Below are 13,292 nucleotides of genomic sequence, written 5' to 3' on the forward strand. Positions count from 1 at the left end.
GCGATGACGAAAGCTCCCAAGAAACAGCGTCTCTCCGTCTATCTCGACCCACCCGTTATGAAGGCACTTGTCGAATATGCGGCGCGCCGCAATCAATCGCGCTCGCTCGTCGCCGAAGCCTCCATCGCCTCCTTCCTCTTTCCCGATGCGGCGGAGCGCCAGGAGGCCGCGACCACACGGCGGCTCGATCAGCTCGATCGACGTATGACCCGGCTGGAACGAGATCTCGGCATAGCGGTCGAGACGCTCGCTGTATTTGTGCGCTTCTGGCTGACCACCAATCCCCCATTACCCGAACCGGCGCAAGCCGCCGCGCGAGCCAAAGCGGGCGAACGCTACGATGCCTTCGTCGCTGCCCTGGGGCGCCGTCTCGCCAAGGGCCCTCAGCTGAGGCAGGAGATTTCAGAGGATGTCGCGGCGCTGCCGACAGAGGATTAGGACTGGCTGCGGGGCAGGTTTCAACGGCTAGCATAAAAACGCCGTTGCGCCGGTTTCCGTCTTCGGCTTTGGAAAAGTGGAGAATGCCGAACAGCTCGGCGTGAACCTGCCCGCGATTGGTCCGCGGTGTCGACACGATCTCGCCGATCACGAGCGCAGAACTCATCTCGACGAGGGCCCACACATCGTCCATGTCCAGCATTAGCGTTACCGTTTCCCGCTACTCAGAGCCTTGGGCTAGTACCCGGTCATCTCAAGGTAGCCCCTCCCACGGACACTGCCCTCGAAGGCGATCGGTCCCTCCCAATACGGTATGGACGTTGACATCCATGCTTGGTCGTTCAGAGGCTGGGTTGTGACGTCAAAGCCGCGACTTGGAATCCGAACGTTCCAGGAGACCGGTATTTGACGCCCCGCGACTTTGGCGGTACGCGCGGGAACGATCTTCAGGGCTGCCGGCGGTAAGGGGTCCGGTCGCCCGTCGGCAGTGATCCAGGTGGCGGCGGTGAATCCCTCCCCCTCGTCTCTGAGACGGAAGCCCATCAGCTTCTCCCCTGTATCGAGGTGCAGCGAGAACCACTCCCAGCCGGTCTGGTCTTCCGCGAGCGGCTGTGACGACCATTCGCGGTCAAGCCAAGCCTTCCCCGTCACTGCGACATTCCCGGTCGGCAGCGAAAGCGAGCCAGTCACCGCATAGAACGGTTGCGAATAGTAGTAGCTGGCCTGTCCCGTCGCTGATTTCACTGAATAGCCGTTATCGCCCTGCGGCACCAGCGGGCCCGTGGCCAATAGGCGGAGTTCGTAGCCGAATTCCTCTGCCGTCGCAGTCAGGCGGATGTCGGCCAATTGATCCGCTCCCGGGACGGCATGTCCCGTCATCTGCCAGTCGTCGATCCAAGCCGAGAAGGGCCCCGTGACAACACCAGCCTGCCCCACTCCCCCGCGTGAAATGCGTTCGGCGGCGAAGTGATTCTCTGATGTGGTGACGGCTGCGTGACCCATCCAGAGCTGTGGGCTCGACCATCCGTTGGCCTCCGTTGGCGCAAGCGCTGACCGAAAAAGGGTCCACTGCGCTCCGTATTCAGTCCCGTCGGGAGCTTCAAGATTGGCCGTCAGATACCACCACTCTATCCGGAAGTCCGGATGTGGGCCGTGGTCGGCAGGGAAACGGAACAGTAGGCCGGGCTTCGGCACCGAAAACCCTTCGGCCGCCGAGCCGAGGCCAGCAAAACCCTGGTAGGCCGCTTGGCTTCCGGACAAGCTGGCCATGGTCGTTATCGCAAAAGCGATCGCTATCGATCTAACGCTCATTGGCGAACACCTTCAGAAGTTCCGACGGCGCGATTCCCGCCAGCCGGCGAAGGGGGATGAATACCGAAACGACCGCAGCGGCGAGCGCAACGAGACCGAGCCTGCCCCACTCGTAAGGAAAGATATACATCGGCAGGCGCCAGCCGAAGGCTTCGACGTTCACCACCGCGAGAAGCACCCACGCCAGCGCCAGGCCGAGTGGCAAAGCGGCAATAAATGTCGCCAGCCAGAGCACCAGCGTCCTCAGAAGCTCGAGAAGAGCGAGATCGCGTCTTGTGACCCCCGTGGCCCACACGGGTGCAAGCTGCGGGAGGCGCATTTCCGAAAGCGTGAGCAGGCTCGAGAACATAGCCAGTCCTGCGACCCCGAGCGTGAATATGTTCAACGCGCCGGTAACCAAGAATGTGCGATCGAAGATCCGCCGTGACTGCTCCTTGAGTGCCGCTTGGTCGACGATGTTCTCCGGTGGTAGCCCGAATTCGTCCGAGAGGCTCGAACGCAGATCCGCAACCTGATCAGGCTGGACTCGCAGACCGTAGCGCAGGCGTGAGACTTGCGGGTAGCGAAAGGTCAGGGCGTCTATTCCGGCGATGACCTGGCCCTTTGGGTTTCCGTAATCCGAATAGACGCCGACAACCGCCGCCTTCCAGTCGCTCGCCAAATCCAGCTCATCGCCGATGCGGAGCCGCTCCCGCCTCCAAAACTGTTCGTTGACCAATATCCCGTCACCGGACGCTACCCGATCCCAGACGTCCGGCGTGCCAACGAACAGCGGCCAGTGCTTCCTGTAGGTCGGATCGTCAACGACACCGAAGATCTGCACCGGCTGCCCCCGGATCTCGGCGTCTACGCTGGAGATCGGCAGCACCGATTCCACCCTCGTCGCGAGCCATGCCCTGAGCCTGTCTGCCTCGGATTCGTCCCGGGCGGCGACGTAAAGCTCCGCGGCGAGGCGTTGGTCGAGCCAGCCGACGAACGTGAGACGGAAGCTCGACACCATCGTTCCGACGCCTACGTTTGCCGCCAGCGCAAGAAGCAATGCCATGAGCGCAAGGGAAAGTCCCGGCAGCTGCTGCCGCGCGTCGGCCCATAACCACGTGACGAGCGCACGCGAAGACGTCCGCTGCATCAAGGTGAGAAATCCGGAGAGCACGGCGGGGAGAAGTAGCGCCGCGCCGAGCAGCAGACAGCCAAGCACGCCAAAGCCCGCCTGGAGTCCATCGACCCACAGAAGAAGAGCTCCCGAGAGGGCGAGCAAAGCCGCAGCGGCGAGCACCTGAAACCGCCGCCCCTTTTCCGACGATCGCCCCCAGGCCTGAGGCTGAGCCGCCGCCAGCAGGGGCACCCTCATCAAGCGCAACAGGCTCTGTGTCGACGAAACCAATGTTCCGGCCAATGCGATGGCAAAGCCCGATACCCACCACTCCGGCCGTAGAGAAAGCGTGCCGGGCACGCTGGCTTCGTAGAGACCTTCGAGGGTTGCGGCCACTCCGGGTAGCAGCAGCGACGCGACTAGATATCCAATTGCGATACCCACCGCCCCCGCGGCAACGGCGAAGAAGACAAGCTCAGCGAGCAGCAGGACCGCAAGCCTGCTCAATGAAACGCCAAGGCAGCGAAGCGTCCTGAAGGTCGGCCGCCGTTGCTCGAAGGCGAGACCGATCGTCGAGTACACTATTAACAACCCTACCGCGAAGGCGAGAAAACCGAAGGCCGTCAAATTGAGATGGAAGCTCTCGGTAAGATGCTTCACTTCGGTTTGTGCATTCGGCTCGCGAACCGAGAGCGCCGGAACAAGCCTTCCGAGCGGCTCCAGACCGGGACGTTGCTCTTCGGCGATCACAATCCGACTGAGTTCGCCGTCTCTTCTCAATAGCCTCTGGGCCAAGCCAATATCGATGAACGCGGCGCCGTCGAGCATCCGATCCGAAACACGCAATGCGAGGCCGGTCTGCCCTCGGATCTTCTCCGCTGTTTTAGGAGAGACGACCAGCATGCCCGGAGGCGTGATGAAGGAAAACAGCTCCCCGGCATTTTCCAGATCGACGCTGTTTGTCTCCGCGGGCATCGTCAGTGGCTCTATGCCGATCACCCTTAACCGGGTGGCTCCGAACCGATATTCCCCTTCCAAGACTGGCGACACGTTCCAACCCGCACGTCTGAGCCGCACGAACGCCGACTCAGGAATCGCGAGGCCGTTTGGAGACACCAGGTTCGCCAACCCGTTCTGGTCGAGCACAGCCGCGGCGCGGGCGTAGCTCGCGCGGGCTTCTGCGTTGATCGCCTGCACTCCGGACCACAGGGCCGTCGCCAGCGCCAGGCCCGACAAGAGAGCGCCAAGTTGCAGCGGCCGTTGTCGCCAGTGAGACAGAAGTGCCGTGGCTGCGGTCCACATTGTCATTCGATCTTCCCGGATCGCAAATGCACCTGCCGGTCGAGCCTGTCCGCCAGTCTTTGCGAGTGTGTCACCAGGAGCAGCGTCGATCCGGTTTCCTTCGAAAGTGAGAGCATCAGTTCCAGGACGACGTCTCCGTTGGCCTCGTCCAGATTTCCTGTGGGTTCATCTGCCAGAATCAACCCGGGACGTGCGGCAAGGGTTCGCCCGATCGCCACCCGCTGCTGCTGCCCGGTGGAAAGCTGCTCGGGATATCTGGTCAGCAATGTCCCTATTCCGAGGTGCTCCACGAGTTCAATTTCCCATTTTGTATCGTGGCGTCCCGCAAGCTTGGCGTGGAAAGCGATGTTCGCGGCCACGTCTAATGACGGGACAAGGTTGAACTGCTGAAACGCGATGCCGACTTCTGTTCGCCTATAAGCGGCGCGTTCCCGCTCGTTCAGCTTGGAAATGTCTCGACCCCCGATCACGATCTCGCCTGAGTCCGGGCGGTCAAGGCCGGCTACGAGATGCAGGAGAGTGCTCTTTCCGCTACCAGACTCCCCCGTCAGGGCAACGCTGTCTCCGGCTCCGAGATCGAGGTTGATCCCTTTCAGCACGTCAAGCCGCCCTTCGGCAGTCTCATAGGATTTCCAAAGATTGCGGAGAGCGATCACCATGGGGCGGCCATGAACGGGACGATTGCACTTATGTAACTCTCTGCGGCCGCCTGAAAAGGCCTACGGTGAGGCGATGCGAATGCAGAGCTCTTCGATCGTCAAGTTCTTCGAAAAACGGCTCGTCTGTCGAAGCATAACAAGCCGTTTTCGAGGCCTCCCGTCCTGGTTCGGCTCCTCATTTATCGACCAGTTCCACAACTGTGCGGGTCCCTACGTCAGCGATCACGCGCTTGTCGTTCACCAGCGCAGAGCCTGCGGGGACCACGGTGAGAAACACCGTGTCCGGGACCGGCACGCCGATCGCAATCCGCTCTTGAACGACGAGCGCATGCGATGGAAGCGGCTGCGCCACAACAAAGTCGACGACCCTCGGCGGCGGGTCGATTACCGCACCACCCGTCGCTCCCGCGGCTTCAGTGGCGTCCTCCGCCACCCCGACGGTCGCTACGCGGTTCTCAGATGTATCGTGGGCTACAGCAGGCGCGGCCACCAAGAAAATCAACCCAACAGCGACCACGAATCCCGTCATCGCCGGCTTCTCCAACAGAAGCGTCCCTTCCGATAGAAAAAAGTCGCCCCGAGCTTTGTTCCAAAGAGCGTCCAGCGCCCACGAGACGTGTCGGACTTTGGTCTGGATACCCAAGCGCAAGGGCCCTAAGCGGGTTGAACGCTACTCGCCCTGGTCCATACTCCCTCGACCTCGGCGGCAATCTCGTCAGCGCAGGGGTATGAATGGAAGTCTCAGCGCCTTGGCGATTGTCGAACCCAACCGTGCTGGGGCCTTTCTTCCATAACGCGGGCCCGTACATGAGAAGCGTCGATCGGCGAAGTGCTACGGGAGTCTCCAAGCATTCTGTGAAACCGTTAGCCTTAGAAAAGCTACCAAACTGTCCGGATCTCGCCCACCACATGATCGCCCGAAGGTACGACTTGCGGCGGGAGCTGGACGGTCTTCGACGTCTTTCCACCGGCAATTTTGGACGAGAGATTGGGATGACAGGCTTGCCTCCGGGCCACTCCAGACGAGGCCGATCAGGTGCTCGATCTGCCGAACCTTGCGGACGCTCTGCGGCGGCGGCGTTCTCACATGGCCTAGGGGGAAGCAGTAGGAAGAAGGCTTCCCTCGTCGCCAGCCAACAACATTTTCAAAAGCTCCTGTCGATCGGTCAGCTCGAACTCGCGGATCATATACAGAACCCTCAGGCCTTCGCTCACGGCAGCGTGGCTCATCGGGTCCACCCGCCGCAGGTCGCACCAATCGGCGACGACCTGCTCGACGAGCGCGGCCTCAGCTGCTTTTGTCGGTGGCTTTCCTCTTCGTAGATGTTTGACCATCGCGGCTTCTCCAAAAGCACGAAACTGTAACCAGGGATGATGGTTCCGATCGGAGGAGAACTCGATCCTCCCAGATTGCCACTGCCGCAGCTTTCCTTGTTCGATAGGAACAGGCCGAGGAGCATGAGGGCTCGCGACGGTCCTTTAGTAACTCCGGCAGCCTGTCCACGCACGTTTCGAGCAGCTTTGATGAGTGAGCAAGTCGGTTCTTAAGCGCTAGGCCACCCCTTACCCTCCGGCGCTCGTAGTTCGCCGCCGGTCTGGGCCCTGGCCCGACTCGCTAAAGCCAAAGGTCCTAGTCACGCGGTCGAGTGTTTCCCTCTGCCACATATTGAAACATGCAACCTGAGCTGCATCTTCGTCAGCTGCTGGCCTCGCGGCGGTCGACGATTCCCCTCCAAAGCAGCTCACGCGAAGCCATTGTGAAGCACTTGGTGGACCCGTGTTGAATTGAGGGATAGCCGTCATTCCGTCGGCGATCACCAATATAAGAGCCATGCGCTCCCGCAATGGTGTAGGACTTTTGGCTCTCCGGACTCGGACCAAGGTCTATAGTTGCAAGGAGATGTGATGCTAGTTTCTTCACGCGACATGGTGACCTGTTCGACCTCTGTCACTCTCAACCACGGCAGACCGACCACCGTACTTAGGGATTGGACATGGACGAACGCGAGGCGACAAGCACCGGCAAGACGAAACCTGTTTCGGATCTCTTGGAAATTGCTGCACAACTCGCCGCCCTCGCCGAGGACATCAAGATCTTAGCCGAAAAGCCGATTTCAACATCGCTCGAATCTGACGATAATCCTGAAGTAGGTTCAGAATAACCGTTGCCGCCATGCAGATCTCTGATGAGATCAGGACCAAGGCCGAATTCGTGTCCGCCGGTTCCCAGTCGTGCGCCTGAGCCTCATGCCGATATATCCTGATCAGACGGTTGTTGCGGCGGCGCGTTGGCAGACATCAAAGGCGCCAGCTCGTTCATGTCTTCGTCATCGAGGCGCTGCTTGATTGCCAGGGCATAGACGGTGCTGAGAATGTTCCGGACCATGAAATCAGGGTCTGTCAGAGCCAGCAGCGGGGCGCGGACAAGCTTTTGCTGGACGTCTTGGGGCAGCGCTTCAGGACAAAGTCATAAAGGTTCTTGTCGGAGTAACTGGTAGCAGCGCCTTCAAGCGATCCGCGAAGCCGGGCCGAGCCGTGAGAAAGTGATGGACTATCTCGCCAAGAAGTAGGGGCTTTTAGATGACGCTCCCCAGCGAAGTTCCCGACTTCGATTGAGCCCGCTGGACTTCAGCGGGCCCTTCATCATTGCTTTTCTTGCAGGAGCTCCTGGCGGGATTGGTGAGGTCCCAGAGCGAGCAGTTAGAGGTCTTGCGCGGGGTGTCGCTCTGGGACCCGCCCATGACTGTTGCGGCCATGAGGTGGCAGGAGCCATATTCGGTAAATATAGCGGGTCGGGCAATGCGGCGCATCGGACCTTTGGTTCGCTAAGGGCTTGTGGACGTAGGACCAAAGTCCCACCGGCAGCCAGCAGCGCCCTTGCTATTTGCTGCCGATGATTGTCAGCATACGCCAGAATCGCGTCTTCTGCGAGAAGCCGTCTTGAAGCAGGAGCGCCTGCTACTCCGTACCCGCTGAGCCACACTCAGCTGGCCAAGTATGCCATCCAATCGCACGGGCAACCTTGCACGCATTGAGAGGCTCATCGTCGAGGATTTGAATCTCTGCTGCCTCGTTACAGCCTCTCATCATCCGTCACCTTCGATCGACTCCTCTCCTCGGGCTTTCGCCGTGCGACGTCGCCGAACGGCATCCGGCAGGCCTGCGGACTTAAGCGACTCAATTGTCAGTTCGGTCGTCCTGCCTGCGGCGAGGCGTTTGCCGACCCCCACTGCCCTGCCCACCGCCTATCAACGCTCTACCGATTGCCTGTCTTTCTACGCCAAGGCGCTACTACGCCATCGTGCCTGTTGCGGCAGTTGGGCTTATGGCTCTTTTAATCATCCCCGATCGAGGGCCGTACATCATGTAGCCCGCGAGCGAACGGGGACGACGTGGCGACATCTCATCCGAAATCAGAGGCAGTGACGCGGGGCGTGCGCATGTTGCGCACAGCTCTCGGCCCTTCCATCACGGGATTTCTCGAGGACCCGTCCGTCGTCGAGATCATGCTCAACCCCGACGGGCGGCTCTGGATCGACCTGCTGTCAACTGGCCTCGCCGATAGCGGCGAGCGCCTCTCGCCCGCCGATGGCGAGCGCATCATTCGGCTCGTCGCTCACCACGTTGGCGCCGAGGTTCATGCCGGCGCACCCCGCCTCTCCGCGGAACTCCCCGGAACGGGTGAGCGGTTCGAGGGACTGTTGCCGCCGGTCGTCGCCGCGCCGGCCTTCGCAATCCGCAAGCCAGCGGTTGCCATCTTCACGCTCGAGGACTATGTCGCCGCAGGCGTCATGTCGGCCGGCCAGGCCGCGGCGCTGCGCGAGGCCGTAGCGTCCCGTGCGAACATTCTCGTCGCCGGCGGTACGTCCACCGGCAAGACCACACTCACCAACGCTCTTCTCGCCGAAGTCGCGAAAACCTCCGACCGCGTCGTCATCATCGAGGACACACGCGAACTACAATGTGCCGTGCCGAACCTCGTCGCGATGCGCACCAAGGATGCCGTCGCATCCCTCTCCGATCTCGTTCGCTCGTCACTTCGTCTGCGTCCCGACCGGATCCCGATCGGCGAAGTGCGCGGCGCCGAAGCCCTCGACCTGCTGAAAGCCTGGGGTACCGGCCACCCCGGCGGCATCGGCACCATCCACGCCGGCAGCGCGATCGGAGCGCTGCGCCGCCTCGAGCAACTGATCCAAGAGGCCGTCGTCACAGTGCCTAAGGCGCTGATCGCCGAAACAATCGATCTCGTCGCGGTGCTCTCCGGCCGTGGATCCTCACGCCGCCTCGCCGAGCTCACTCGCGTCGAGGGGCTCGGCCCTTCAGGCGACTATTTGATCAATCCCGTCACCCCTACCGAACCAGGAGCCTCTGCATGATGCAGCGTTTTCATCAACTTTGCCGGCAGTTTTTCTCAGCCGTTTCCCTCACCGTTCTGGCTTTGGCGCTTGCACCGGCAGCGCATGCATCCGGCTCCTCCATGCCCTGGGAGCAGCCGCTCCAGCAGATCCTGAAGTCCGTCGAAGGTCCGGTTGCCAAGATCATCGCGGTGATCATCATCATTGCGACCGGCCTCACGCTAGCCTTCGGCGACACCTCGGGCGGCTTCCGGCGCCTCATCCAGGTCGTCTTCGGCCTCTCGATCGCCTTTGCCGCAAGCTCCTTCTTCCTCTCCTTCTTCTCCTTCGGCGGCGGGGCGCTCGTCTGATGACAGACTCCCCCTCTCCTGCCGCTGACGTGCCGGGTTTCTCGGTCCCGGTACACCGATCGCTGACCGAACCAATCCTGCTCGGTGGCGCACCCCGCGCCATCGCCATCCTCAACGGAACGCTCGCCGCGGCACTCGGCCTGGGTTTGCGGCTCTGGCTAGTCGGCCTCGGCCTCTGGCTTGCCGGCCATCTGACCGCCGCCTGGGCGGCGAAGCGGGACCCGCAGTTCGTCGGGGTCGTGCGCCGACATCTGCGCATCCCCGGCCATCTGTCGCTCTGAGGGAGCAATCGCCGTGATGAACCTCGCCGAATACCGCAGCAAAAGCACCCGCCTCGCCGACTTTCTGCCCTGGGCAGCCCTGGTCGGCGAAGGCGTCGTCCTCAACAAGGATGGCTCGTTCCAGCGCACCGTGCGTTTCCGCGGTCCAGACCTCGATTCGGCCGTGCCGGCCGAGCTCGTTGCCGTCGCCGGCCGTCTTAACAATGCGTTCCGCCGGCTTGGTTCGGGCTGGGCCATCTTCGTGGAAGGGCAACGGCATCCCTCGGCCACCTATCCGGCCAGCCATTTTCCCGATGCGGCCTCGGCTCTCGTCGATGCCGAACGCAAAGCGGCCTTCGAGGAGGCCGGCGCGCATTTCGAATCGAGCTACTTCCTGACCTTCCTTTACCTGCCTCCGGCTGAGGGGAAGGCCTGTGCCGAGAACTGGCTTTACGAGGGCAAGCCCGAAGCGGGCGTCAATCCGCGCGAGATCCTGCAGGCCTTCACTGACCGAACCAACCGCGTCCTGCAGCTGATCGAAGGGTTCATGCCCGAATGCGCCTGGCTCGATGACGCCGAGACGCTCACCTATCTCCACTCGACCGTCTCGACCAATCGTCACCGCGTGCGCGTCCCCGAAACCCCGATTTATCTTGATGCGCTCCTCGCTGATCAGCGGCTCACGGGCGGTCTTGAGCCGCGCCTCGGAAACGCGCATCTGCGGGTGCTCACGATCGTCGGCTTCCCGACCGCAACGACGCCTAGCATTCTCGACGATCTCAACCGTCTTGCCTTTCCCTATCGCTGGTCGACGCGAGCGATCATGCTCGACAAGACCGACGCCGCGACGCTGCTCACAAAGATTCGCCGGCAGTGGTTTGCCAAGCGCAAGTCGATCGCCGCCATCCTCAAGGAGGTGATCACCAACGAAGCTTCGGCCCTTGTAGATAGCGACGCTGCGAACAAGGCTGCTGATGCCGATCTCGCCCTGCAGGAGCTGGGCGCCGACTATGCCGGACAGGCTTACGTCACGGCGACCGTCACGGTCTGGGACGCCGATCCACGCGCCGCCGACGAAAAACTGCGCCACGTCGAGAAGGTGATTCAGGGCCGGGATTTCACGGCCATGGCGGAAACCATCAATGCGGTCGACGCCTGGCTCGGCAGCCTGCCGGGTCACGCCTATGCCAATGTCCGGCAGCCGCCGATCTCCACCTTGAACCTCGCCCACATGGTACCGCTCTCCGCCGTATGGGCAGGGCCGGAACGGGACGAGCACTTGCAAGCACCTCCCTTGCTCCTCGGGAAGGCCGCAGGCTCGACCCCGTTCCGGTTTACCATCCATGTCGGCGATGTCGGTCATACGCTCGTGGTTGGGCCCACCGGCGCCGGCAAGTCGGTGCTGCTCGCGCTGATGGCGCTGCAGTTCCGCCGTTATGAACGCTCTCAGGTTTTCGCCTTCGACTTCGGCGGCTCCATCCGCGCCGCGGCACTCGCCATGGGCGGCGACTGGCACGATCTCGGAGGCGACCTCACCGAAGGCGCCGAGACTTCCGTGTCACTTCAGCCGCTCGCCCGCATCAACGACATCGCCGAGCGCGTCTGGGCGGCCGACTGGCTCGTCGCCATTCTCAACCGGGAAGGTGTTGCCATATCGCCCGAGGAGAAAGACCACATCTGGACGGCGCTCACCTCGCTTGCCTCCGCCCCAGTCCTCGAGCGAACCATTACCGGCCTCACCGTTCTCCTCCAATCGAACGATCTAAAGCAGGCACTTCGGCCCTATTGCGTCGGAGGTCCCTACGGCCGGCTCCTTGACGCGGAATGCGAACATCTGGGTCGGGCTTCCGTTCAGGCCCTCGAAACCGAAGGCCTCATCGGCACCGGCGCGGCAGCCGCCGTGCTCCAATATCTCTTCCATCGCATCGAGGACCGCCTCGACGGCAGCGCTACCCTCATTATCATCGATGAAGGCTGGGTCGCGCTCGACGACGAAGGCTTCGCCGGCCAGCTTCGCGAATGGTTGAAGACGCTACGCAAGAAAAACGCGTCCGTCGTGTTCGCCACCCAGTCGCTCTCGGACATCGACGGTTCGCCAATCGCACCGGCAATCATCGAAAGCTGCCAGACGCGGCTCCTTCTTCCCAACGAACGCGCGATCGAGCCGCAGATCGCGGCCATCTATCGTCGCTTCGGGCTCAACGATCGCCAGATCGAGATCCTCGCGCGGGCCACGCCAAAACGCGACTACTACTGCCAGTCGCGACGCGGCAATCGCCTCTTCGAACTCGGTCTCTCCGAGGTCGCGCTGGCATTGTGCGCGGCGTCGGGAAAGACAGACCAGACCGCAATTGAGAGCATTCTCGCCAAGTACGGCCGACACGGTTTTCTCGACGCTTGGCTGCGCCACCGCCGCGTCGCCTGGGCCGCTGATCTCATTCCCCACCTCGCGAACTTCATCCCACAAGCCACGGAGGTACAGCAATGACCGTTCGCTCCCGCCCTCGCGCGCGCGTGCTTCGACTTGCCGCGGCGCTCATTGCCGCGCCGGCAGTGAGTTCCCCACTGCTCGTGACGCCGGCACAGGCACTCATCGTCTTCGATCCGAAAAACTACGCTCAGAACCTGCTCTCGGCCGCCCGAGCGCTCGACCAGATCAACAATCAGATCACCTCGCTTCAGAACGAGGCGCAGATGCTGATCAACCAAACCCGCAATCTCGCGAGTTTGCCATATTCCTCACTCCAGCAGTTGCAGCAGTCGGTTCGCCGCACGCAAGCGCTCCTTTCCCGAGCCCAGAACATCGCCTTCGATGTCCAGGAGGTCGACCGAGCATTCCAGACCACCTATGGCAAGGTCTCCCTCACCGCGACGGACCAGCAGCTCGTGGCCGGAGCGCGCTCGCGCTGGAGGAACACGGTCGGCGGCCTGCAGGACGCCATGCGTATCCAGGCCACCGTCATCGAAAACATCGACACGAATCGCACGCAGATGTCGGCGCTCGTCGGCCGGAGCCAGGCCGCGGTCGGCGCGCTCCAGGCGACCCAGGCAGGCAACCAGATCCTCGCCCTTCAAGCCCAGCAGCTCATCGATCTCACCGCCGTCGTCGTTGCAAACGGCCGCGCGCAAGCGCTGAGCGAGGCCGAGCGCGCGGCCGCGGCCGAACAGGGACGCGAACAGCGTCGTCGCTTCCTTGCACCGGGAGCGGCCTATCAGCCGGGCAACGCCCGGATGTTTCACAACTGAGAGGCGTGTCATGGCTTGCAAATGGCTTGCCCGAACCGCCCCCGCGGGGCTTGTGGCGGTGGCAATCACCGCGACGGCGATGACGCTTGGCCGGAATGGGGATGAGGCGGAGCCTGCTGCGCGTGTCGTGCGAGACAGTGCAGCGCCGGACCCCTTTCGCGCGGAACTCAAACGCTGCCTCGGGCTTGGCGCGGCGGCGACGGGCGACCCGGCTTGCCTCAAGACCTGGGCGGAGAACCGTAAGCGCTTTCTGTCGTCCGCGAGCGAGGCCCGATAGC

13 protein-coding genes are annotated in these 13,292 nt (G+C 62.4%); 8 read left to right on the plus strand and 5 right to left on the minus strand.

Features of this window, described 5'->3' with window-relative positions:
* Positions 1-3 precede the first annotated feature (3 nt).
* Positions 4-438, plus strand: coding sequence for a CopG family transcriptional regulator (locus tag ILFOPFJJ_RS27190; protein WP_173513678.1), 435 nt, complete (start codon positions 4-6; stop codon positions 436-438).
* Positions 439-675: 237 nt separating this feature from the next.
* On the opposite strand, the gene ILFOPFJJ_RS27195 is transcribed toward ILFOPFJJ_RS27190, so the two are convergent.
* From ILFOPFJJ_RS27195 to ILFOPFJJ_RS27215, 5 genes are all read right to left on the minus strand, one after another.
* Positions 676-1,749 carry a lipocalin-like domain-containing protein gene (locus ILFOPFJJ_RS27195; RefSeq protein WP_173513679.1) on the minus strand — a complete coding sequence of 358 codons (1,074 nt, stop codon included), beginning with the start codon at positions 1,747-1,749 and terminating at the stop codon, positions 676-678.
* Entirely contained in the window at positions 1,739-4,150 is a 2,412-nt protein-coding gene (locus ILFOPFJJ_RS27200; RefSeq protein ID WP_173513680.1) for an FtsX-like permease family protein, read from the minus strand. The genes ILFOPFJJ_RS27195 and ILFOPFJJ_RS27200 overlap by 11 nt, the downstream gene beginning before the upstream one ends.
* Positions 4,147-4,803: an ABC transporter ATP-binding protein gene (locus ILFOPFJJ_RS27205; protein WP_173513681.1), complete on the minus strand. Its 657-nt coding sequence runs from the start codon at positions 4,801-4,803 to the stop codon at positions 4,147-4,149. The genes ILFOPFJJ_RS27200 and ILFOPFJJ_RS27205 overlap by 4 nt, the downstream gene beginning before the upstream one ends.
* Before the next feature lie 175 nt (positions 4,804-4,978).
* The gene (locus ILFOPFJJ_RS27210; RefSeq protein WP_173513682.1) at positions 4,979-5,332 is read right to left on the minus strand and encodes a DUF1236 domain-containing protein; all 354 of its coding nucleotides are present in this window, start codon (positions 5,330-5,332) and stop codon (positions 4,979-4,981) included.
* A gap of 563 nt (positions 5,333-5,895) precedes the next feature.
* On the minus strand, positions 5,896-6,138 hold the full coding sequence (locus ILFOPFJJ_RS27215; RefSeq protein ID WP_173513683.1) for a hypothetical protein: 243 nt from the start codon (positions 6,136-6,138) through the stop codon (positions 5,896-5,898).
* 659 nt (positions 6,139-6,797) lie between these two features.
* On the opposite strand from ILFOPFJJ_RS27215, the gene ILFOPFJJ_RS27220 reads away from it, so the two are divergent.
* The 7 genes from ILFOPFJJ_RS27220 (at position 6,798) to trbK-alt (ending at position 13,291) form a co-directional block, all read left to right on the plus strand.
* Positions 6,798-6,965: a hypothetical protein gene (locus tag ILFOPFJJ_RS27220; RefSeq protein ID WP_173513684.1), complete on the plus strand. Its 168-nt coding sequence runs from the start codon at positions 6,798-6,800 to the stop codon at positions 6,963-6,965.
* A gap of 1,230 nt (positions 6,966-8,195) precedes the next feature.
* A complete protein-coding gene (trbB, locus tag ILFOPFJJ_RS27225; protein ID WP_173513685.1) occupies positions 8,196-9,179 on the plus strand; it encodes a P-type conjugative transfer ATPase TrbB in 984 nt (327 codons plus the stop codon).
* Positions 9,176-9,508: a TrbC/VirB2 family type IV secretion system protein gene (locus tag ILFOPFJJ_RS27230; RefSeq protein ID WP_173513686.1), complete on the plus strand. Its 333-nt coding sequence runs from the start codon at positions 9,176-9,178 to the stop codon at positions 9,506-9,508. The genes trbB and ILFOPFJJ_RS27230 overlap by 4 nt, the downstream gene beginning before the upstream one ends.
* A complete protein-coding gene (locus tag ILFOPFJJ_RS27235; protein WP_173513687.1) occupies positions 9,508-9,789 on the plus strand; it encodes a VirB3 family type IV secretion system protein in 282 nt (93 codons plus the stop codon). Before ILFOPFJJ_RS27230 ends, ILFOPFJJ_RS27235 begins: the two co-directional genes overlap by 1 nt.
* 13 nt (positions 9,790-9,802) lie before the next feature.
* Positions 9,803-12,256, plus strand: coding sequence for a conjugal transfer protein TrbE (gene trbE / locus ILFOPFJJ_RS27240; RefSeq protein WP_173513688.1), 2,454 nt, complete (start codon positions 9,803-9,805; stop codon positions 12,254-12,256).
* The gene (gene trbJ, locus ILFOPFJJ_RS27245; RefSeq protein WP_173513689.1) at positions 12,253-13,014 is read left to right on the plus strand and encodes a P-type conjugative transfer protein TrbJ; all 762 of its coding nucleotides are present in this window, start codon (positions 12,253-12,255) and stop codon (positions 13,012-13,014) included. Before trbE ends, trbJ begins: the two co-directional genes overlap by 4 nt.
* Positions 13,015-13,024: 10 nt before the next feature.
* On the plus strand, positions 13,025-13,291 hold the full coding sequence (trbK-alt, locus tag ILFOPFJJ_RS27250; RefSeq protein ID WP_173513690.1) for a putative entry exclusion protein TrbK-alt: 267 nt from the start codon (positions 13,025-13,027) through the stop codon (positions 13,289-13,291).
* Position 13,292: the final 1 nt, after the last annotated feature.

Origin of the sequence: Sinorhizobium psoraleae, assembly GCF_013283645.1 — a bacterium.
Lineage (GTDB): Bacteria > Pseudomonadota > Alphaproteobacteria > Rhizobiales > Rhizobiaceae > Sinorhizobium > Sinorhizobium psoraleae.